Genomic DNA, 20,801 nt, shown 5'->3' on the forward strand with positions numbered 1-20,801 from the left:
GGCAGACCGTGCGGCAGGCGGTGCGGCAGACCGTGCGGCGGTCGGTGCGGCGCCGCGACGGGCCGCCGCCGGCGCCTCGGCGCTCGCGGCGGGCACCCGCGGCAGGTCCGCCGGCCCGCCGTGCGTCCGGTCCGCTCCGGAGGGTGCGGCCCGCCGCGCGGCGGCGACGGCGACGGGGGAGGACCGGGCCGGGTGCTTGACCCCCGCAGCCCGAGGGCTTAATTTGTGACTAAAGGTAGTCATGAACGAAGGAGTTCGCGTGTCCGTCACGGCGCGGGGAGAACAGGTCCCGGCGGCAACGCTGGCCCTGCTGGGCACGCGGGGCCCGCTGGGCCGCGCGGAGATCGCGCGGCTGCTCGGCGTCAGCCCGGCGACCATCACCCAGGTGACCCGCGAGCTCGTCGAGCGCGGCATGGTCGTCGAGCTCGACACGGCCCCGAGCCAGGGCGGCCGCCCGGCCCGGCTGCTGGGGCTCAGCGGCGCCCAGGCCCGGGCGATCGGCGCGAAGGTCACCAACGACCACGTCGCGGTCGTCTCCGTCGGGTTCGACGGCGAGGTCCGCGGCCAGGCCACCTACCCGTTCGACCCGTCCCGGCCGGACGCCCTCGACGCGCTCGGCCACGTGCTGCGGGAGGCCGTCGACGCCGAGGACGGTCCGGTGCTGGGCGTCGGGATCGGGCTGCCCGGCTCGGTGGACGCGCAGGACTCCGGCGTCGTCACCGCTCCGACCCTCGGCTGGACGGCGGTGCCGGTCGGCGCGGCCCTGCGGCACGCGCTCGGCGTGCCGGTGCTGGTGGAGAACGACGTGAACACCCTCGCGGTCGCCGAGCGGCTGTACGGCACCGGCCGCGGGCACCGGACGTTCCTGGTCCTGACGATCGGGCGCGGCATCGGCTGCGGCCTGGTGGTCGACGGCGGGATCTGCCGCGGGGCCGGCGGCGGTGCCGGGGAGATCGGCCACGTGCCGGTCGCCGAGGACGGGCCGGTGTGCGAGTGCGGCAACCGCGCCTGCCTCGAGGCCGTCATCGGCGACGCCGCCCTGCTGGCCCGGGCCGTCGAGCGCGGCGCGGTCGCGTCGGGGGACGGCGTCGCCGCGCTGGTCGCCACCGCCGACGCCGGCGACGCGGTCGCCCAGGAGATCTACCGGGAGGCCGGCGCCCTGCTCGCCCGGACGCTGGCCGGCGTCGTGCACGTGATCGACCCGGAGGTCGTCGTGCTGCTCGGCGAGGGGATCCGCGCCTGGCGGCACTGGGAGCGCGGGTTCGACCCGGTGTTCCGCGCGCACCTGCTGCCGTCGCGGCGCTCGCTGCCGTTCGTGGTGGAGCCGTGGGCGGAGGACAAGTGGGCGCTCGGCGCCGCGACGCTCGTGCTCGCCACCCCGTTCGACGTGAGCGGCGCGTCCGGCGACCAGGGCCGGCTCGTGCTGGCGCGGCTGCAGGAGGCGACGTCGTGACGACCACCAGCAGCCCCGCGGCCACCGCCCGCGAGGCCACCCGGCCCGCCGGCGCCACCCGCCCCGTGCGGTCCTCCGACGGCCGCACCGCCCGCAGCCGCCGGTGGCGGAACCGCGCGTGGGTGCTGTTCTTCCTGCTGCCCAGCGCCGTGCCGCTCGCGGTGTTCACGCTCGCGCCCATGGTGTCGTCGCTGTGGGTGAGCCTGCACTCCTGGAACCTCATCTCCCCGATGGAGTGGGTGGGGCTGGGCAACTACACGGAGCTGCTGACGTCGCCGACCACGTGGAAGGTGCTGGGCCACACGCTCGGGTACATCGTCGGGTACCTGCCGCTGGTGTACGCCGGCGGCCTGGGGCTGGCGGTGCTGCTCAACCGGGCGATGCGGGGCCGGGCGTTCTTCCGGGCCGCGTACTTCCTGCCCGTCGTGACGTCGTGGGTCGTCGTCGCGCTGGTGTGGCAGTGGCTGCTCAACCCGTCGAACGGCCTGGTGAACCAGCTCCTGGCGCCCGTGCTCGACGCGGTGAACGGCGTGCTCGGCACCGAGCTCGCGCCGCCGGGGTGGTGGACGGACCCGCAGTGGGCGATGCCCTCGGTGGTCCTGGCGTCCGCGTGGAAGGACCTCGGCTTCGTCATGGTCATCCTGCTGGCGGGGCTCCAGGCGATCCCCGGCGACGTGCTGGAGGCCGCGCGGGTCGACGGAGCGAGCGCGTGGCAGCGGTTCTGGCGGATCACGTTCCCGCTGCTGTCCCCGTCGACGTTCTTCGTGGTCGTCATCTCGCTCATCAACGGGTTCCAGGTGTTCGACCAGGTGTTCGTCATGACCGGCGGGGGGCCGTCCGGCGCCAGCCAGGTCGTCGTCGGGCAGATCTACGACCTGACGTTCCGGTACGGCCGGGCCGGGGAGGCGTCCGCGCTCTCCTGGATCCTCTTCGTCCTGATCCTCCTCGTCACCGCCGTGCAGATGCGCGGCCAGCGGAAGTGGGTGACCCATGCCTGACACGCTCGCCCCCGCCGCGCCGCCCGCCCCCGCGGCACCCGCCGCCGGTCCGGCACCCGCCCGACGCCCGCGCCGCGGCGCCCGCCACGCGCTCGGCCGCGTCGGCCTGTACCTGTCCGTCGCCGTCGGCGCCGGGGTGATGCTGTTCCCGTTCCTGTGGACCGTGGTCACGTCGATCACCCCGAGCGGCTCGCTGTCCGGCGGCCCGTCGCTGCTGGTCGAGGACCCGACGCTCGACGCGTACCGCACGCTCGGGGAGTCCCTGCCGATCTGGCGGATCGTCGCGAACTCGTTCCTCGTCGCGATCGTCTCGACCGTCCTGCAGCTCGTGACCGCGTCGATGGCGGCGTACGCGTTCGGGCGGATGGAGTTCCGGGCGAAGCCGGTGGTGTTCGCCGCCTACCTCGCGACGCTGATGATCCCGCTGCAGGTGCTCGTCGTCCCGCTGTTCATCCAGATGACGCGGCTGCGGCTCAACGACACGTACTTCGCGCTGCTCGCCCCGACGATCGCGTCGGCGTTCGGCATCTTCCTGCTGCGGCAGGCCGTCGAGGGCGTTCCGCGGGAGCTCGACGAGGCCGCGACGCTCGACGGCGCGGGGCACCTGCGCATCTTCGGCACCGTCGTCCTGCCGCTGGTGCGGCCGGCCCTCGCGACGCTCGCGGTGTTCGCGTTCATGGGCTCGTGGAACTCGTTCCTCTGGCCGCTCGTCGTCATCCGCTCCCCGGAGCTCATGACGCTGCCGCTCGGCCTGGCGACCCTCCAGGGGCAGTTCACCACCCAGTGGGACGTCGTCATGGCCGGGTCCGTGGTCTCGATCCTGCCGATCGCCCTCGTCTACCTCGTGGCCCAGCGCCACATCATCGCCGGCATGGCACACACCGGCCTCAAGTAAGCACCACCCACACCCCCACTGGAAGGAGAGGCTCCCATGGCCTCCAGCATCTCCGGGCGCAAGGTCGCGCTCGTCCCGCTCGCCCTCGCCGGGGCGGTGGTGATGGCCGGGTGCGCACAGGGCTCCGCCACCTCGGGCGGCGCCGCGACCGACGGGCAGACGGTCGTCCGCTACATGAACTTCACGTCGAACGACGGCCACGAGGAGGACCTCGACGCGATCGTCGCCGCCTACGAGGAGGAGCACCCGGACGTCGACGTCCAGGTCGAGACCCTCCCGTACGCCGACTACTTCACGAAGCTGCAGACCGCGTTCGCGGGGCAGACCGTCGCGGACGTCGTCGACCTCAACTACGAGAACTTCGTGTCGTACGCCGAGGCCGGCAGCCTCGCGCCGCTGGAGGACGTCGACACCGCCCCGTACCAGGGCAGCCTGCTCGAGTCGTTCCAGCTCGACGGCACGCAGTACGGCCTACCGTCGTCGTACTCGAACGTCGTGCTGTTCTACAACAAGGGCCTGTTCGACGCCGCCGGCCTGGACTACCCGACCGCCGACTGGACGTGGGAGGACGAGCAGGCCGCCGCCACCGCGCTCACCGACACGGGCGCCGGGGTGTGGGGCGACTACCAGCCGGTGTCGTTCCACGAGTTCTACAAGGCGCTGGCCCAGGCGGGCGGGGAGTTCTTCACCGAGGACGGCTCCGCCACGGCGTTCGACAGCCCCGAGGGCCTGCGCGCGGCGCAGTGGCTCGTGTCCAAGCCCGGCACCGTCATGCCGACGGAGGCCGACGGCGCGGGGACGCCGGACTTCGACACCGACCTGTTCAAGGCCGGCAAGCTCGCGATGTGGCACTCGGGCATCTGGATGTTCGGCGGCCTCGCGGAGGTCGACGGGCTGGACTGGGACATCGTCGTCGAGCCGGGTGAGACCACCCACGCGTCCGCGCTGTTCACGAACGGCGTCGCCGTCGCGGCGTCGTCGGAGGTCAAGGAGGCCGCGCAGGACTTCGCGCAGTTCCTCACGGCGTCCTCGACCGCGGTCGACACCCGCGTGGCGTCCTCGTGGGAGCTGCCGCCGGTGGACGACGCCGACGCGCTCGCCCCGTACCTGGAGCAGACGCCGCCGGCCAACCGCCAGGCCGTCCTCGACGCGCTCGACACCGTCGCGCTGCCGCCGGTCATCGCCTCGCAGCAGGAGATGCAGGACGCGGTGAACGAGGAGCTCTCGAACGCCGCCGCCGGCCGCAAGACCGTCGAGCAGGCGCTCGCCGACGCCGCCTCGCGCGTCGACGCGCTGCTCGGCTGACGCGCCGCCCGCCCGCCGCCCGCCGCCCTGCCGGCGCGCGGCGGGCGGGCCCCGCCCCCTCTCCATCCGCACCACCCCCGGGACCGTTCCATGACCCTCACCGCCCGGCCGGCCACCGCGTCGTCCACCCCGTCGACGGAGCGCCTGCGCGCGCTCGTCCGCACCTCCGCCGAGGTGATCGCCCGGCACCAGGACGCCGGCGGCGCCTACCCGGCGTCGCCCACGTTCAGCGCCTACCGCGGGTACGCGTGGCTGCGGGACGGCTCGTTCACGGCCGAGGGCATGTCCCGGTACGGCGACGTGGCCGGCGTCGACCGGTTCCACGCCTGGGCCGCCGGGGTGCTGACCGGCCGCCGCGCGCAGGTCGCGGACGTGCTCGCCCGCCGCGACGCCGGCGAGGAGGTCCCGCTGACCGACCTGCTGCCGACGCGGTTCCGGCTGGACGGCTCCGACGGCCAGGACCCGTGGTGGGACTTCCAGACCGACGGGTACGGCATGTGGCTGTGGCAGCTCGTCACGCACGCCGCCCGGCACGACCGGCCCCTCGAGCCGTACCGCGAGGCCGTGGCGGTGGCCGTCGACTACCTGTGCGCCACGTGGGACCGGCCCTGCTACGACTGGTGGGAGGAGCACGTCGAGCAGCGGCACCCGTCGACGCTCGCCGCCGTCCGCGCCGGCCTGCTCGCCGCGGCGGGGGCGACGGGCGACGACGGCGCCCCGCTGCTGGACGCCGGCAGGTCCGCCCGCGCCCGTGAGGCCGCCGAGGCTGCCGCCGCGCTGGTCGCGACCACCGGCGTCACGGCCGGGCGCGCCGCCGACCCGGACGCGCCGCACCTCGCGAAGTGGTGCGGCTCGGACGCCGTGGACGCCTCGCTCGCGTCCTGCGTCGTGCCGTTCGGCCTGGTGCCCGTCGGCTCGCCCGTCGCGGAGGCGACGCTGGACGCCGTCGCCCGGGACCTCGACGTCGACGGCGGGGTGCACCGGTTCCGCGCCGACGTGTTCTACGGCGGCGGCCAGTGGCTGCTGCTGTCCGCCCTGCTCGGCTGGAACCACGCCGCCGCCGGCCGCACCGACGCCGCGTGGGCGCACCTGCGCTGGATCGCGGCGCACGCCGACCCGGCGACGGGGGAGATGCCCGAGCAGGTGCCCGACCACCTGCTGCACCCCGGTTCCCGCGACGAGTGGGTGGACCGCTGGGGGACCGTCGCGCAGCCGCTGCTGTGGTCGCACGGCATGTACCTGATCCTCGCCGACGAGCTCGGCCTGCTCGGCCGGCCCGACCAGTCCGGCACCGACGACGCCCCGGAGGCTTCCCGATGACCTCGACCGACGACCGCGCCGCCGCCCGCACCGAGGCAGCGGCCCCCGCGCGGCCCGTGCTCGCCCACCGCCCTGTGCTCGCCCACCGCCCCGCCGGCATCGGCCACCCGTACGCCGCGTCCGCCGACCAGCGTCTCCCCGTGCACCCCGGCGCCGGTGACCGGCCCGCGCTCGGCGTCGTCGCGACCGGCCTGCCCGCGGGCGCGTCCGTGGTCTGCGAGTGGGCCGCGGGCGACGAGGTCGCTGTGCTGCCGTGCGAGCCCGGGTCCGTCTCGCCCGCCGACGCCGCGGCGCTCGCGGGCGGGGACGGGCACCTCGCGGCCGCGCAGGCGGGCCAGCTCGCCGCCGACGGCGCCTGGCACGTGACCGCCCCGGCGCTCGCGGCGGGGGTGCGGTACCGGTACCGGTTCGTGGTGGCGGGCGCCGACGCGGCCGCGGACGACATCGTCGCGACGCCGTGGTCAGAGGTCTCCGCGGGCGCGTGGGCCGACGCCCCGGACGCCCCCGTCACGGTCGGCGGCGTCCCGGCCGCAGCGCACCCGCGCGTCGTGCCCGGGTCGGTGCGGGTGTGGCGCGACCTCGACGGCGCGCGCCGGGTGCGGTTCGCGTTCCGGCTCGCCCCGTCCGAGCACGTCGTCGGGTTCGGCGAGCGGTTCGACGCCGTCGACCAGCGCGGCCGCCGCCTGGACGCCGTGGTGTTCGAGCAGTACAAGTCGCAGGGCGCGACCGGCCGCACCTACCTGCCCATGCCGTTCGCGCACGTCGTGGGCGGCGACGGCTGGGGGTTCCACGTCCGCACCTCCCGGCGCACCTGGTTCGACGTCGGGGCGTCCACACCCGACGAGCTGGTGGTGGAGGCGCTGGTCGGGCCGGACGCGGCGCTCGACGTCGCGGTCTACGACGGCACCCCGGCGCAGGTGCTGCGGGCGTTCGGCGACGAGGTCGGCCGCGCCGAGGAGCTCCCGGACTGGGTGCTGCGCCTGTGGGCGTCCGGCAACGAGTGGAACACCCAGGCGATCGTCATGGACCGCATGGACGCCCACCGCGACCTGGGCATCCCCGTCGGCGTCGTCGTCATCGAGGCGTGGTCGGACGAGGAGGGCATCACGATCTTCCGCGACGCCCGGTACGACGTGCACCCGGACGGCGCACCGCACCGCGCGGCCGACTTCACCTACCCGCCGGACGGCGCCTGGCCGGACCCGCGCGCGATGGTCGACGAGCTGCACGCCCGCGGCACCAAGGTCGTGCTCTGGCAGATCCCGCTGCTCAAGACGGAGCACGACCTGGGCCCGGACGTCCCGCACGACGCGCAGGTGCTCGCCGACGGCCGCGCGATGGTGGCCGCCGGGCACGCGGTCCGGGAGGCCGACGGCACGCCGTACCACAACCGCGGCTGGTGGTTCCCGCAGGCGCTGATGGCCGACCTGTCCACGCCCGAGGGCCGCGCGTGGTGGACCGAGCGACGGCGCTACCTGGTGGAGGACTACGACGTCGACGGCTTCAAGACCGACGGCGGCGAGCACGCGTGGGGCGACGACCTGCGGTACGCCGACGGCCGCCGCGGCGACGAGGGCAACAACCTCAACCCGGTGCACTACGCCCGCGCGTTCGGGGACCTGCTGCGGTCCGCCGGCAAGGCGCCGGTGACGTTCTCCCGCGCCGGGTTCACCGGCTCGCAGGCGCACGGCCTGCACTGGGCGGGCGACGAGAACTCCACGTGGGAGGCGTTCCGCTGGTCGATGACCGCGGGCATCACCGCGTCGGCGTCCGGCATCGTCTACTGGGGCTGGGACCTCGCCGGGTTCTCGGGGCCCGTGCCCGACGCCGAGCTGTACGTCCGGGCGGTCGCCGCGGCGACGTTCTGCCCGGTCATGCAGTACCACTCGGAGTTCAACCACCACCGGCTCCCGCTGCGGGACCGCACGCCGTGGTTCGTGGCCGAGGTCAACGACGACCCCACGGTGGTCGCCGTGTTCCGGCGCTACGCGCTGCTGCGCGAGCGGCTGGTCCCGTACCTGGCCGCGGGCGCCCGGGCGGCCATCGCGACCGGCGCGCCCCTGATGCGCGGCCTGTTCGTCGACCACCCGCACGACGCGGCCGTGTGGGAGCGGCCCGGGGAGTTCCTGCTGGGCGACGACCTGCTGGTGCACCCCGTCACGGAGCCCGGAGCCACCACGTGGGACACCTACCTGCCGGCGGGCGACTGGGTCGACGTGTGGACCGGGGAGCCCGCCGCCGGGGTGCCGCACGGCGACGGCGAGGTCGTCACCCGGGAGGTGCCGCGGGACGTCGTGCCGGTGTACGCGCGGGCGTCGGCCTGGGACGGGCTCGCGGCGGTGTTCGGGGAGGGCTGAGCGCGGGGGCGCCCGGCCGGCCGGTCCGGCCCGGCGCCCCCCGCCCGGGGTTCAGGCGAGCGCGGCGGCCGCGGCGTCGAACTGGGCGACAGCCGCGTCGGTCAGCGGCTCCGCGAACAGCCCGCGCGCGACGTCCGGCGCCAGGGTGACGGCGTCCGCCCCCGCCTCGGCGAGCGTGACGACGTCGTCCGGCGTCCGGACGCTCGCGACGAGGGTGCCCGTGCCCGTGCCCGCGAGCACCCGGACCATCTGCGCCACCAGCGCGTGCCCGTCGCGGCCGGACTCGGTCATGCGGCCCAGGTAGGGCGCGATCCACCGGGCGCCCGCGGCGGCTGCGAGCACCGCCTGGCGGGGGTGGTACACGGCGGTGACGAGGACGGGCACCCCGTCGTCCGCGAGCCGGCGGGTCGCCGCCAGGCCCTCGCTCGTCGCGGGCACCTTCACGACGAGGCGGTCGGACAGCGCGCGCAGCTCGTGGCCCTCGCGGACCACGGCGTCCACGTCGTGCGCCGTGGTCTGCACGAACACCTCGCGGCTGCCGTGGCCGAGCAGCCAGCCCACCAGCTCCGGCACGCCGGACAGCCGGACGCCGCCGCGCTGCAGGATGAGCGGGTTGGTGGTGACGCCCCGGAACAGGCCGGTCGCGAGCAGCGGCTCCAGGGCGGTGGTGTCCGCGGCGTCCAGGTACAGCAGCATGCTCACTCCTCGCTCGGGTCCCCGGTGGGCGACGTGCCCCCGGGCTGCGGCTCGTCCGGCTGGCGCGTGTCGGCCAGCGCCCGGTAGCGGCGCGCGACCTCGGGGTCGGGGGCACGCCGCGGCTCGACGACACCGGTGGTCGCGGGCGCCCACGCGTCCCGCACGTCCCGCACGTCCGCGCCCGCGAGCACGGCGGCGGCCTGGACGGCGGCTCCGCGGGCGGTGGCCTCGTCGACCGCGCGGGTCTCGACCGGGGTGCCGAGCGTGTCGGCGAGCACCTGCCGGTACGCGGCCGACCGCGCGCCGCCGCCGGCCACGACGACGGGTCCGTCGGCGGTGGCTCCGGCCGCGCGGATCGCCTCGTGCCCGCGCACGAGCCCCAGCACGACGCCCTCGACGGCCGCGAGCGCCAGCTCCTCGCGGGTGCTGTCCGAGCGCAGCCCGGCGAGCAGCCCGCGCGCGGCGGGGCGGTCCGGGGAGCGCTCGCCGTCCAGGAACGCGGCCAGCAGCGGCCGGTCCGCGCGGGCGGGGGCGGCGAGCGCGAGCGCCGAGAGCCCCGCGTGGTCCACGCCGAGCAGCCGCGCCATCGTGTCGGTGACCTTGGTGCAGTTGAGGGTGCAGACGAGCGGCAGCCACCCGCCCGCGGCGTCGGCCACGCCGTCGACCCACGCCGACGGGTCGTGCACCGGGGTGGGGGAGGTCGTCATGACGACCCCGGACGTGCCGAGGCTGTAGAGGACCTGGTGCGGGGCGAGCCCGGTGCCGAGCGCGCCCGCGTGCTGGTCGCCCGCGCCGGCGCCGACCACCACGTCGGGCCGCAGGCCGAGCCGGCGGGCGTCCGCGGTGCTCGCCGTGCCGGCGGCCTCGGACGGCGCGAGCACCTCTGGGAGCAGCTCCGGCCACGGCAGGTCGTCGCGGACCCAGCGCCGCAGGTGGTCGACGAGGTACCGGCCCGTGTGCGCGGCGTAGTAGCCGGTGCCCGACGCCTCGGAGCGGTCGGTGGTCGCCCGGCCCGTCAGGCGGCGGGTCAGGTAGTCGTGGGGCAGCAGCACGGAGCGCAGCGCGTCGAGGTGCCGCGGCTCGTGCTCGGCGACCCACGCGAGCTTGGTGATCGTGAACGCCGCGGTCGGCACGGACCCGACGGCGTCGGCCCAGCGCGCCGCGCCGAGCTCGCGCACCAGCGCCGCGGCCTGCGGGCTGGACGTGGTGTCGTTCCAGAGCTTCGCCGGGCGCAGCACGCGGCCGTCGGCGCCCAGCATGACGAGGCCGTGGCACTGCGCCGCCACGGAGACCGCATCGACGTCCCGCGCCGCGAGCCCCGCGGCGGCCAGGGCGGCGGCGAGCGCCTGCTCCAGCGCCCGCCACCACGCGTCCGGGTGCTGCTCGCTGACCGGCGGCGACGTCGGCGGGTGCGGGCTGCGCCCCGTGCCCAGCAGCCGCCCGTCGTCCGCGTCGCGCAGCTCGACGGTGCAGGACTGGGTCGAGGAGTCGACCCCCGCGACGACGCCCGTCACGGCTGCACGGCCCCGGGGGCCGGCGCGGCGGCGGTCGCCGCGGGGGTCCCGAGCGCCGGCAGCGCCGGGGGCAGGGTCTCGAGGCGGCCGACGGCGCCGGCGGGGTGCGTGGAGAGCACCTGCTCCCAGCCGTAGCCCCGCTGCTGCATGAGCACCGCGGCGAGCGCGTCGCCCCACACGGCGGTCGCCAGCGTGGACCCCATCGCGATGACGCCCCCGGGGTCGACGTCCGGCCCGGGGTCCACCACCACGGTCAGGTCCGCGAGCCGCCCGAGCGACGACCCGGGCACGGCGGTGAGCGCGATGACGGGGACGTCGCGCTGCTGCACGCGCCGGGACAGGTCGTTGAGCTCGTCGGACTCGCCGCCGCGGGAGATGGTGATCAGGAGGTCGCCGCGCACCACGGCACCCATCGTGCCGTGCAGGGCGTCCATCCCCGGCAGGAACAGCGACGGCGTGCCGCAGACCGACAGCAGGTGCGCCATGCGGCGTGCGACCGCCCCGGACGTCCCCGAGCCGGTGACGAAGACCTTGCCCGTGACCCGGCCGATCATCTCGACGGCCGTCACGAACGTCGCGTCGAGCTGGTCGGCGACGTCGGCCACGCCCCGGCCCTCACGCCGCACGATCGCGCGGGCGGTCTCGAGGCTGTCGGCGGCTGTCGTCATCGTGCTGTCCTCCGGGGGTGTGGGGCGGTCGGGGCGGGCGCGGGTCACGCGGCGTCCCAGGCGGCGTGCCGCAGGGCCTGCGGCGTGCGGTGCTCGGCGGGGACCCGCCCGCCGGTGCTGCGGCCGTGCGAGACGACGACGATGTCGTCGGCGACGTCGCACACCTCGTCCTCCTCGGAGGAGACGAGCAGCACCGTCAGCCCCGCGTCGTGCGCGAGCGAGCGGACGATGCGGTGGATCTCGGCCTTGACCCCCAGGTCGACGCCCTTCGTGGGCTCGTCGAGCAGCAGGACGCGGGGGCGCTGGGCGATCGCGCGGGCCAGCAGCACCTTCTGCTGGTTGCCGCCGGACAGGCTGACCACCGGACCGTGGCGGTCCCCACGCACCCGCAGGCTGCCCAGCAGGTCGTCCGCGTCCCGCAGCATGCGGCGGGTGTCCAGCAGCCCGGCGCGGCGGTAGCGGCGCAGGACGGGCAGCGCGACGTTCATCGGGGAGTCGAGGCCCGGCACGATGCCGTCGCTCTTGCGCTCCTCGGTCACGTACACCACGCCCTCCCGCTGCGCGTGGGCGGGGTTGCCGGGGCGGTACGGGCGGCCGTCGAGGGTGATCGAGCCGCCGGACACGGGCGCCAGGCCGACGAGCGCGCGCAGCAGCTCGGTCCGCCCGGCCCCCACGAGCCCGTACAGGCCGAGCACGCGGCCGGGCTCGGCGGTGAGGGTCACGCCGGCGACGCCGGGGGCGCGCAGGTCGCGGACCTCCAGGAGGGGCCCGGGCGTGGCGTCAGGGAACCACGCCCGGGTGTCGGGGACGGCGCGCGCGGGCGCGACGCCGGCGGCCCCGTGCGCGAGGGCGGACCTCTCGCCGGGGGCGGCCGCTCCGGCGGGGGCCGGGGCGCCGACGGGGGACGCGTGCTCGGCGGCCTCGTCCCCCGCGATGGCCGCGACCACGTCGTGCCGGCCGACCTCGTCGACGTGCGCGTCGATGCGCACCCGCCCGTCGACGAGCGCCACGACGCGGTTGCACACCGCGTAGAGCTCGTCGAGCTTGTGGTCGACGAACACGATGCCCAGGCCGCGGTCGGCGGCCAGCGAGCGGACGACGTCGAGCAGCCGCTCGACCTGACCGCCCTCGAGGCTGGTGGTCGGCTCGTCCAGCAGCAGGTACCGGGCGTCGCGGTGGGTGGCGACCGCGATCTCGAGCATCTGCCGGGTGGCGACGGGGTAGTCGCCGAGCCTGCGGTCGACGTCCACCTCGATCCCGAACGACGCGACGAGCTCGCGGGCCGCCGCGCGCATCTCCTCCCGGCGCAGCAGGCCCGCGCGGGACCGCTCCTGCCCGAGGAAGACGTTCTGCGCCACCGTGAGGTTCGGCAGCAGCGCCAGCTCCTGGTAGACGGTCGCGATGCCCGCGGCGATGGCGGCCGCGGGCGAGTCGATCGCCGCGGGGCGCCCGTCCACCACGATGCGCCCGCCGTCCGGGGCGGTGGCCCCGGAGACGGTGCGCAGCAGCGTGGACTTGCCCGCGCCGTTGTGGCCGACGAGCCCGACGACGTCGCCCGGCCGGACGTCGACCGAGACGCCGTGCAGCACCGACACACCCGAGTACGTCTTGGTGATCCCTCGGACGCTCAGCCCAGCCGGCGTCCCGGTCGACGTCGTCATGTCAGCCGACCTCGCCCGGTCCGGGGGTCTCGCCGACCGTGAACAGCTTGAGCGGCTTGAGGATCTCGGGCTCCGGGGTGGCGCCGTCGGCCCACGCGCGGATCTGCTCGACGACCTCGGTGCCGTACACGTTCGGCTCTTGGGCGACGCACGCGGGGTACTGCTCGGTGAGCGTGACCTCGGCTGCGCAGAACCCGTAGACCTTCACGTCGCTGCCGGCGCCGAGCGCCTGGAGCGCGCCGTACGCGGCGGGCCCGGTGGAGGCGAAGATGACGTTGATGCCCGGGTTGCCGGACAGCATCTCCGTGGTGGCGCGCAGGCTGTCGTCGGGCTTGACGTTGCCGTCCACGCGGGCGACGACCTCCGCGTTCGGGTTCGACGCGATCTCGTCCTCGAAGCCCTGGTCGCGCATCTGGGTGGGCGTCTCGTCCGGCTCGGTGACGAACCCGATGGTCAGCTCGGCGTCGGCGCCCAGGTCGGTGAGCACCTGCTCGGCGGTCTGCTGGCCGCCGGCGACGTTGTCCGCGCCGAGGTACTGCACGATGCTCGCGCCCTGCGACTCGAGGGCGTCGGGGTCGATGCCGACGTTCACCGTGAACACCGGCACGCCGGCGTCGTTCGCGGCCTTGACGATCGCGGCGCCGGGCTCCGACTTCACCGCGTTGAGCGCGAGGGCGCACGGCTGCTTCTGGAGCATCGCCTGGACCTGCGCGAGCTGGTTGGCGTCGTCGTCGTCGGCGATCTGCACCTCGACGTCGAACCCGTTGGCCTCTCCCGCGTCCTCGAAGCCCTGCTTCATGGCGACGTAGTACGGGTTGGTGAGGTTCGGCAGCGCGACCGCGACGTAGGGGGTGTCGTCGTCGCACGAGTCGGGGCGGGGGATCCCGGACGAGGCGGCGGACGAGCCCGAGCCGTCGTCGGTCCCGCCGCCGGAGGACCCGGTGCCGGTGTCGACGGCGCTGCACGCCGCGAGGGTGAGGCCGGCGGCGCAGAGGCCGGCGGCGAGGACGGGGGCACGGAGCTTCATCGCTTCTTCTCCTGGTGGACGGGGTTGGCTGCGGTCGGGGTGGTCAGGGGGCCGCGGTGCCCGGCGGTGCGGCCGGTGCGGCGCCGGAGGGGACGGCGGCCGGGGCTGCCGGGGCGGTGCTCCCGGGCCCGTCGGTGCCGTCGGTGCCGCTGCGTCCGGGGAGGTGGGCCCGGATCAGCGCGGTGAGCGAGGACTGGCGGCGGTAGGTGTCGACGATGACGCCGCCGAGGATGATCAGGCCGATGACGAGCGGCTGCCAGTACGACTGGACGCCGACGACGTTCATGCCGTTGGAGACGGTCGCGATCAGCACCGCGCCGAGCAGGGCCCCGGGCAGGGTGCCGATGCCGCCGAACAGGCTGACCCCGCCGACGACGGCGGCCGCGATCGAGTAGAACAGCTCGTTGCCGGAGCCCGCGGACGGGTAGCCGACCATGAGGCGGGAGGTGACGATGAGGCCGCCCATGCCGGCGCACAGGCCGGACAGCGCGTAGACCAGCATCGTGACGCGGCCGATGGGGATGCCCGACAGCCGGGAGGTCTCGCGGTTGCCGCCGACCGCGTAGATCCGCACGCCGGTGGGGGTGAGCTTGAGCAGCACGGTCAGCACGACGGCGAACACCGCGACGAGCACGACGGGCATCGGCACGCCGAACAGCGACCCGCGGCCGATCACCGCGAACATCGGGTCGGCGACGTTGACGGAGCTGGCGCCGGTGAGGATCAGGGGGATGCTCGCGGCGACGCCGAAGGCGGCGAACGTGACGATGAACGGTGGCAGGCGCAGGTAGTGGATCAGCGCGCCGTTGATGGTGCCGACCAGCGCGCCCACGGCCAGCGCGGCGAGCGCGGCGAGCCACCACGGCAGCCCCGAGCGCATGAGGAGCGCCGCGACCATGCCGGTGAGCGCGATGTTCGAGCCCGTCGACAGGTCGATGCCGCCGGTGAGCAGCACGAACGCCTGCCCCATCGCGAGGAACGCGATCACCGTGCCGTTGAGCAGCAGCAGGTTCGCGTTGTCGAACGTGCGGAACGTCGGCGACATCAGGCTGAAGATCGCGGCGACGAGCACGATCACCACACCGATGCCGAGCTCCTCCGGGATCCGGCGTCGCCTGACCATGGACTGCCTCCTTGCAGTTTGCTCATCTGAGCACTGAGTGGTGCTCATCTGCGACGACCGTACGGTGCGGTCGTCGATCCTGGCAACCCGGTTCCAGATCACGGTTTGGATACGTTCGAGCGCGCTACAGTGCTCACATGAGCGAGGAGGCAGACGCGCGGGGGAGCTCGCCGGACGAGCGCGGCCTGATGGTCCTGGCCGCGCGCCGCTACTACGTGGACGACGTGTCCAAGGTGCAGATCGCCCAGGAGATGGGCCTGTCGCGCTTCAAGGTCGCGCGCCTGCTCGAGCAGGCCAGGGCCGAGGGCGTCGTGACCATCACGGTCCACGCCGACGGTCTGCGCGACCCCGCGCTCGCGGCGCGGCTGCGCGAGCACCTGGGTCTGGCGGAGGTCACGGTCGTGGAGTCCGGCGGCGACGCCGACGCCGTGCGGCGCCAGGTGGGCGAGGCCGCCGCGCAGGTGCTCAGCGCGACGCTCCGTCCCGGCGAGGTCCTCGGCCTGGCGTGGGGCCGCACGCTGACCGCCATGAGCGCGGCCCTGCCGCCGCTGCCGCGTGTGGACGTCGTGCAGCTCACCGGCGCCATCGGCACGGACCTCGCCGAGTCACCGGTCGAGATCGTCCGCCGCGTCGCCCTGCGCTCCGGCGGCGTGGCGCGGCCGATCTTCGCGCCCCTGGTCGTGGACGACGCCCGCACCGCGGCCGCGCTGCGCCGGCAGCCGGACGTCGCCGCGGCCCTGCAGATGTTCGGCTCCGTGACCACCGCCGTCGTGTCCGTCGGGTCCTGGGACCCGCCCGACTCCCAGCTCCTGCGCACCATCGGGGAGGACGAGCGGCAGGCGCTGCTCGAGGCCGGCGTGCGCGCCGAGGTCGCCTCGCTGCTGGTCTCCGACGACGGCCACCTCGTGGCCCCCGGGTTCCAGGACCGCTGCGTCACCATCGCCTACGAGCAGATGCGCGCCGTGCCGCGGATCGTCGCGGCCGCGGGCGGGGCGCGCAAGGCGCGGGCCGTGGCGGCGATCGTGCGCGCGGGGCTGTGCACGGAGCTCGTCACGGATCGCGCGCTCGCCGAGGCGCTGCTCGCGCTGCCGCCGGTGGCGCGGGGCCTGACGCGGTGACCCTGCTGGTCGCCGCGTCGCTCTGGTCCACCCCGCGCGACCGGCTCGACACCGAGGCCGGCCGGCTCGCGGCCGCCGGCCTGCGACGGTGGCACTGGGACGCCTCCGACGGCGTGCTCGCCGCGCCCGGCGGGTTCGACGTCGCGACCGCGGCGCGCCTGATGCGCCGCACCGGGCTGCCCGGCGAGGCCCACCTCATGGTCACGGACCCGCTCGCGCACGTCGACGACTGGGCGGAGGTCTGCGACACGGTCGTCGTGCACGCCGAGGCGCGGGGCTGGCAGGAGGCCGTGGAGCGGGTGCGCCGGCGCGGCCGCCGGCCCGGCGTGGCCGTGGCGCCCGGCACCCCGCCCGCGGTGGTCGACGGGCTCCCCGACGACGTCGCGGTGCTCGTGATGTCGATCGTGCCCGGCCGGGCCGGCGCGGCGTTCGAGCCGGCGACGCTGCCGCGGCTGGACGCGCTGGCCGGGCGTGCGGCGCTCGGGGTCGACGGCGGCGTCACGCTCGACCGCGCCCGCGACTGCGCCGCCCACGGCGCGACCTGGGTGGTCAGCGGCTCCGCGCTGTGCGGGTCCCCGGACCCGGCGGTGTGGCTGGAGGAGGCGCAGAGCGGGCCGCGACCGCGCTGAGCCGGTCCCGCCGCAAGTCGTGGCAACCGGTTGTCCCGCCGCCGCCGGGGCGGGGAGCATGCCAGGCATGAGCAGCGTCGCCACCCGGGTCCACCTGCACGAGGACCGCCTCCTCCCGTCGGCGCCGGAGGTCCGCGCGATCGCCCGGGAGATCCACGCGGCGGTGCGGGACCTGCCGGTGCTGTCCCCGCACGGGCACGTCGACGCCGCGCTGCTCCTGGAGGACCGGCCGTTCCGCGACGCGACCTCGCTGCTGGTGTCCAAGGACCACTACGTCACGCGGCTGCTGCACGCCGCCGGCGTGCCGCTGGACCGGCTCGGCGTCGGCCGGGACGACCTGGACGAGGCGGAGGCGCGCGCGGCGTGGCGCCTGCTCTGCGAGCACTGGGACGTCTTCCGCGGCACGCCGGTCGCGTACTGGACCACCTACGTCCTCACGGAGGTGTTCGGCCTCGACCGGCGCCCCTCCCGCGCGTCCGCCGACGACCTGTTCGACGGCGTCCAGGCCGCCCTGGCCCGCCCGGAGTTCCGGCCGCGCGCGCTGTTCCGGCGGTTCGGCATCGAGCTGCTCGCGACGACCGACGACCCCGCCGACGACCTCGCGGCGCACGCGGCGCTCGCGGCGGACCCCGCGTGGGACGGGCGCGTCGTCCCGACGTTCCGCCCCGACCGCTACCTCGAGCCCGCCGCGCCCGGCTGGGCGGACGCGGTGGCGGGGCTCGGCGCGGTGGCGGACGTCGACACGCGGACCTGGCCCGGCTGGGTGGCCGCGATGGAGCGCCGCCGCGAGGTCTTCCGCGCGCACGGCGCGCTGTCGGCCGACCACAGCCACGCGGACGTGCGCGCGTACCCGCTCGGGGACGAGGAGGCCGCGCGGGTCTACCGCGACGCGGTCGCCGGCACCGCGACGCCCGCCGCGGCCGCCGCGCTGCGCGGGCACATGCTGCTGGAGATGGCGCGCATGTCGGCCGACGACGGGCTGACCATGACGCTGCACACGGGGGTGCGCCGCGGGCACCACCCGCCGACGACGCGGCGCTTCGGCCCGGACACGGGGCACGACGTGCCGGCGGCGGCCGAGTTCACCGACGCGCTGGCGCCGCTGCTCGAGCGGTTCGGGACCGATCCCGGGTTCACGGTCGTGCTGTTCTCGCTCGACGAGGCGACGTACGCGCGCGACGTCGCGCCGCTCGCCGGCTTCTACCCGTCGGTGTACGCCGGGGCGCCCTGGTGGTTCTACGACGCGCCCGACGCGATCCGCCGGTGGCGCGACGCGGTCACGGAGACCGCCGGCTTCCGGAAGACGGCGGGCTTCGTCGACGACACGCGGGCGTTCTGCTCCATCCCGGCGCGGCACGACATGAGCCGCCGGATCGACGCGGGCCACCTCGCGCGGCTCGTCGCGGAGCACCGCCTGGAGCTGGACGAGGCCGTCGACACCGCGGTGGACCTCGTGGTCGGCCGGCCCCGTGAGGTGTTCGGCCTGTGAGCCGTCCCGTCCGGCGCCGTCCGGCGCCGCCGGTGCGTCACGTCCACCTCGGCCTCGGCAACTTCTTCCGCGCCCACCAGGCCTGGTACACCCACCGCGCACCCGACGGCGCGGGGTGGGGGATCGCCGCGTTCAGCGGGATGGGGGAGGGCGCCGCGCCGGTGCTGGCCGCCCAGGACGGCGTCTACACCCTGGTCGCGCGCGGGCAGCGGGACGACGTGGAGCTCGTGGAGTCCGTGGTGCGCGCCCACGTGGCCGGCGACGCGCAGGCGTGGGCCGCCTACCTCGCGGACCCGGCGGTCACGCTGCTCACCTGCACGGTCACCGAGGCCGGGTACCGGCTCGGCGCCGACGGCCGCCCGGTGCCCGGGGACCCGGCGGTCGGGGCGGACGTCGCGGCCCTCCGGTCGGGTGCGGGGGCGCCGGTGACGGCGGCCGGCCGGGTCGTCGCGGGCCTGGCCGCCCGGCGCGCCGCGGACGCCGGGCGGCTCGACGTGGTGTCGTGCGACAACCTGCCCGGCAACGGCGCTGCCGTCGCGGCCGCCGTGCTCGGGATCGCCGAGCAGGTCGACCCGGGTCTGCACGCGTGGGCCCGCGAGCACGTGACGTTCGTCGGCACGATGGTCGACCGGATCACGCCCCGCCCGACGCCCGCGGACGTCGAGCGCCTGCGCGCGCTGACCGGGGTGGACGACCCGGCGGTCGTCGTCACCGAGCCGTACGCGGAGTGGGTGCTGGACGCGGCCCTGACGCGGGAGCGACCCGCCTGGGAGGCCGCGGGAGCGCTCGTGACGCCGGACGTCGAGCGCTTCGAGACCCGCAAGCTGCGCCTGCTGAACGGTGCGCACAGCCTGCTCGCGTACGCCGGCCTGGTCCGGGGGCACACGACGGTCGCCGAGGCCGTCGCGGACGACGCGCTGGTGGACGACGTCCGGCGGTGGTGGTCCGACGCCGCACGGCACCTGGACTTCCCGCCCGCCGAGGTCGCGGCCTACACCGACCGGCTGCTGGAGCGGTTCGGCAACCCGGCGATCGTGCACCGTCTCGACCAGATCGCCGCGGACGGGTCGCAGAAGATCCCGGCCCGGTTCGGGGCGACGCTGGTGGTGGAGCGCGCGGCCGGCCGCGAGGGGGCGGGCGCGCTGCAGGCGGTCGCCGCGTGGCTGCGGTACCTGCGCACCACCGACGCGCCGGTGGCCGACGTGGCCGCGGACCGCGTGGTGGCCGCGGCCCGCACCGGCGGCTGGCACGACGCGGCGCGGGCGCTGCTGGCGGAGGTCGACGGCGCGCTCGCCGACGACCGCGGTGCGGTGGAGGCCGTCGCGGAGCGCGCGCGGGCCCTGGCGGTGCCGGCCGGCCGGACGTCCGGCACGCGCTGACGCGCCCGCGGCGCGGCGTCGGCCGGGGTCGGCGCGGTGTCGGCGCGGTGTCGGCCGGAGTCGACCCCGCGGTCAGCGCGGGGCGGAGGTCGAGTCCCGCACGATGAGCTGCACCGGCAGCACGACCGGCGTCGTCGGCGCACCGCCACCCGGCCGCGTCCGGGCGTCCGCACCGAGCGCGTCGAGCAGCGTCTGGACGGCGAGCGCCCCGAGCTGCCGCAGCGGCGCGGCCACGGTCGTCAGCGGCGGGGTGCAGAAGTCCGACCCGAAGATGTTGTCGAACCCGGTCACGGACCGGTCGCCGGGCACGTCGAGCCCGAGCCGCGTCAGCCCGCGCATCAGCCCGATCGCCATGAGGTCGTTGTAGGCGATCGCCGCTGTCGCGTCCTCCGCGGCGACCACCTGCGCGGCGGCGAGCCCGCCGGCCTGCGTCGGGGGGAACGCCCCGGCCTGCCGCACGCGGACCCCGGCGTCCGTGGCGGTCTCGAGCACCGCGCGCCAGCGCATCCCGTTGGCCCACGAGGCCTCTGGCCCGCCGACGTACGTGAGGGACGTGTGCCCCAGGGAGACGAGGTGCCGGACGAGCTGGCGGGCGCCGTCGGCGTTGTCGGTGACGATGCTGGGGATGTCCGGCAGCACGCGGTTCAGCACGACCGTCGGGCGTTCCCGGGCGCCCACGCGGATGGCCGAGTGCGACATCCGCGCCGTCGCGAGCGCGACGCCCTCGACGAGCGGCACCGTGCGGTCGACGGCGTTGCGCTCGGCCTCGCCGGACTCGTGCACGTCCGCGACGAGCAGGGTGTACCCGGCCTTGACGGCGACCGCCTCGGCGCCGCGCAGGATGTCGAAGAAGAACGGGTTGGTCACGTCCGACACCACGACCGCCAGCAGCGACGTCCGCCCCGTGGGCAGGGCGCGGGCGAGCGGGTTGGTGCGGTAGCCCAGGCGCTCGGCGGCCTCGTGGATGCGGCGGGCGGTGTCGGCGTTGACGCGGCCGGGCCGGGAGAACGCCCGGGACACCGTGGACGGCGCGACCCCGCACGCGCGGGCGACGTCGTAGATCGTGGGTGCGGCCGGCCTGCGGCGGACCCCGGCGTCGTCGCTCACAGCGCGAGCATACGAGCCCGCGCGTCGCGCAGGACGCCCCACGGCAAACGGTGGCAACCGCT

General features: G+C 76.1%; 17 protein-coding genes. 10 read left to right on the plus strand and 7 right to left on the minus strand.

The features are described from left to right. Positions 1–259: 259 nt before the first annotated feature. The 6 genes from AAHH18_RS02715 (at position 260) to AAHH18_RS02740 (ending at position 8,328) form a co-directional block, all read left to right on the plus strand. On the plus strand, positions 260–1,453 hold the full coding sequence (locus tag AAHH18_RS02715; protein WP_343300473.1) for an ROK family transcriptional regulator: 1,194 nt from the start codon (positions 260–262) through the stop codon (positions 1,451–1,453). Beyond that, entirely contained in the window at positions 1,450–2,451 is a 1,002-nt protein-coding gene (locus AAHH18_RS02720; RefSeq protein WP_343300474.1) for a carbohydrate ABC transporter permease, read from the plus strand. Before AAHH18_RS02715 ends, AAHH18_RS02720 begins: the two co-directional genes overlap by 4 nt. Continuing rightward, positions 2,444–3,346 carry a carbohydrate ABC transporter permease gene (locus AAHH18_RS02725; RefSeq protein WP_283321469.1) on the plus strand — a complete coding sequence of 301 codons (903 nt, stop codon included), beginning with the start codon at positions 2,444–2,446 and terminating at the stop codon, positions 3,344–3,346. Before AAHH18_RS02720 ends, AAHH18_RS02725 begins: the two co-directional genes overlap by 8 nt. A gap of 36 nt (positions 3,347–3,382) precedes the next feature. Beyond that, a complete protein-coding gene (locus AAHH18_RS02730; RefSeq protein WP_343300475.1) occupies positions 3,383–4,651 on the plus strand; it encodes an ABC transporter substrate-binding protein in 1,269 nt (422 codons plus the stop codon). A 90-nt stretch (positions 4,652–4,741) separates the two neighbouring features. Beyond that, the gene (locus AAHH18_RS02735) at positions 4,742–5,971 is read left to right on the plus strand and encodes a glycoside hydrolase family 15 protein (protein WP_343300476.1); all 1,230 of its coding nucleotides are present in this window, start codon (positions 4,742–4,744) and stop codon (positions 5,969–5,971) included. Further along, positions 5,968–8,328: a glycoside hydrolase family 31 protein gene (locus AAHH18_RS02740; protein ID WP_343300477.1), complete on the plus strand. Its 2,361-nt coding sequence runs from the start codon at positions 5,968–5,970 to the stop codon at positions 8,326–8,328. The genes AAHH18_RS02735 and AAHH18_RS02740 overlap by 4 nt, the downstream gene beginning before the upstream one ends. Before the next feature lie 51 nt (positions 8,329–8,379). Here the strand turns inward: AAHH18_RS02740 and AAHH18_RS02745 are convergent, their stop codons facing one another. Genes AAHH18_RS02745 through AAHH18_RS02770 form a run of 6 tightly spaced genes read right to left on the minus strand, consistent with a single transcriptional unit; the run spans position 8,380 to position 15,017 of the window. Then, positions 8,380–9,024: a transaldolase family protein gene (locus AAHH18_RS02745; protein WP_283321465.1), complete on the minus strand. Its 645-nt coding sequence runs from the start codon at positions 9,022–9,024 to the stop codon at positions 8,380–8,382. A 2-nt stretch (positions 9,025–9,026) separates the two neighbouring features. Beyond that, complete coding sequence (gene xylB, locus AAHH18_RS02750; protein WP_343300478.1) at positions 9,027–10,538, minus strand: xylulokinase; 1,512 nt, start codon at positions 10,536–10,538, stop codon at positions 9,027–9,029. Further along, positions 10,535–11,206, minus strand: a complete 672-nt coding sequence (locus AAHH18_RS02755) for a KpsF/GutQ family sugar-phosphate isomerase (RefSeq protein WP_283321463.1) — start codon at positions 11,204–11,206, stop codon at positions 10,535–10,537. Before AAHH18_RS02755 ends, xylB begins: the two co-directional genes overlap by 4 nt. Before the next feature lie 44 nt (positions 11,207–11,250). After that, positions 11,251–12,867, minus strand: a complete 1,617-nt coding sequence (locus AAHH18_RS02760; RefSeq protein ID WP_343300479.1) for a sugar ABC transporter ATP-binding protein — start codon at positions 12,865–12,867, stop codon at positions 11,251–11,253. A 1-nt stretch (position 12,868) separates the two neighbouring features. Then, positions 12,869–13,894, minus strand: a complete 1,026-nt coding sequence (locus AAHH18_RS02765; RefSeq protein ID WP_343300480.1) for a substrate-binding domain-containing protein — start codon at positions 13,892–13,894, stop codon at positions 12,869–12,871. A 43-nt stretch (positions 13,895–13,937) separates the two neighbouring features. Continuing rightward, complete coding sequence (locus AAHH18_RS02770; protein ID WP_283321459.1) at positions 13,938–15,017, minus strand: ABC transporter permease; 1,080 nt, start codon at positions 15,015–15,017, stop codon at positions 13,938–13,940. Between the two features lie 137 nt (positions 15,018–15,154). Here AAHH18_RS02770 and AAHH18_RS02775 point away from each other — a divergent pair, with 137 nt between their 5' ends. From AAHH18_RS02775 to AAHH18_RS02790, 4 genes are all read left to right on the plus strand, one after another. Then, on the plus strand, positions 15,155–16,135 hold the full coding sequence (locus AAHH18_RS02775; protein WP_283321458.1) for a sugar-binding transcriptional regulator: 981 nt from the start codon (positions 15,155–15,157) through the stop codon (positions 16,133–16,135). Beyond that, positions 16,132–16,764, plus strand: coding sequence for a hypothetical protein (locus AAHH18_RS02780; RefSeq protein ID WP_343300481.1), 633 nt, complete (start codon positions 16,132–16,134; stop codon positions 16,762–16,764). The genes AAHH18_RS02775 and AAHH18_RS02780 overlap by 4 nt, the downstream gene beginning before the upstream one ends. Before the next feature lie 67 nt (positions 16,765–16,831). Beyond that, complete coding sequence (uxaC, locus tag AAHH18_RS02785) at positions 16,832–18,253, plus strand: glucuronate isomerase (protein WP_343300482.1); 1,422 nt, start codon at positions 16,832–16,834, stop codon at positions 18,251–18,253. After that, positions 18,250–19,632 carry a mannitol dehydrogenase family protein gene (locus AAHH18_RS02790; RefSeq protein WP_343300483.1) on the plus strand — a complete coding sequence of 461 codons (1,383 nt, stop codon included), beginning with the start codon at positions 18,250–18,252 and terminating at the stop codon, positions 19,630–19,632. The genes uxaC and AAHH18_RS02790 overlap by 4 nt, the downstream gene beginning before the upstream one ends. 72 nt (positions 19,633–19,704) lie before the next feature. On the opposite strand, the gene AAHH18_RS02795 is transcribed toward AAHH18_RS02790, so the two are convergent. Then, entirely contained in the window at positions 19,705–20,739 is a 1,035-nt protein-coding gene (locus AAHH18_RS02795) for a LacI family DNA-binding transcriptional regulator (RefSeq protein ID WP_343300484.1), read from the minus strand. Positions 20,740–20,801: the final 62 nt, after the last annotated feature.

This window comes from Cellulomonas olei (assembly GCF_039548315.1).
Taxonomy (GTDB): Bacteria; Actinomycetota; Actinomycetes; order Actinomycetales; family Cellulomonadaceae; genus Cellulomonas.

Bases quoted from the DNA above. Each gene is read 5' to 3' on its own strand.
- AAHH18_RS02725 (WP_283321469.1), top strand. From the start codon at position 2,444: ATGCCTGACACGCTCGCCCCCGCCGCGCCGCCCGCCCCCGCGGCACCC.
- AAHH18_RS02730 (WP_343300475.1), top strand. From the start codon at position 3,383: ATGGCCTCCAGCATCTCCGGGCGCAAGGTCGCGCTCGTCCCGCTCGCC.
- AAHH18_RS02735 (WP_343300476.1), top strand. From the start codon at position 4,742: ATGACCCTCACCGCCCGGCCGGCCACCGCGTCGTCCACCCCGTCGACG.
- AAHH18_RS02740 (WP_343300477.1), top strand. From the start codon at position 5,968: ATGACCTCGACCGACGACCGCGCCGCCGCCCGCACCGAGGCAGCGGCC.
- AAHH18_RS02745 (WP_283321465.1), bottom strand. From the start codon at position 9,024: ATGCTGCTGTACCTGGACGCCGCGGACACCACCGCCCTGGAGCCGCTG.
- AAHH18_RS02755 (WP_283321463.1), bottom strand. From the start codon at position 11,206: ATGACGACAGCCGCCGACAGCCTCGAGACCGCCCGCGCGATCGTGCGG.
- AAHH18_RS02760 (WP_343300479.1), bottom strand. From the start codon at position 12,867: ATGACGACGTCGACCGGGACGCCGGCTGGGCTGAGCGTCCGAGGGATC.
- AAHH18_RS02765 (WP_343300480.1), bottom strand. From the start codon at position 13,894: ATGAAGCTCCGTGCCCCCGTCCTCGCCGCCGGCCTCTGCGCCGCCGGC.
- AAHH18_RS02770 (WP_283321459.1), bottom strand. From the start codon at position 15,017: ATGGTCAGGCGACGCCGGATCCCGGAGGAGCTCGGCATCGGTGTGGTG.
- AAHH18_RS02775 (WP_283321458.1), top strand. From the start codon at position 15,155: ATGAGCGAGGAGGCAGACGCGCGGGGGAGCTCGCCGGACGAGCGCGGC.
- uxaC (WP_343300482.1), top strand. From the start codon at position 16,832: ATGAGCAGCGTCGCCACCCGGGTCCACCTGCACGAGGACCGCCTCCTC.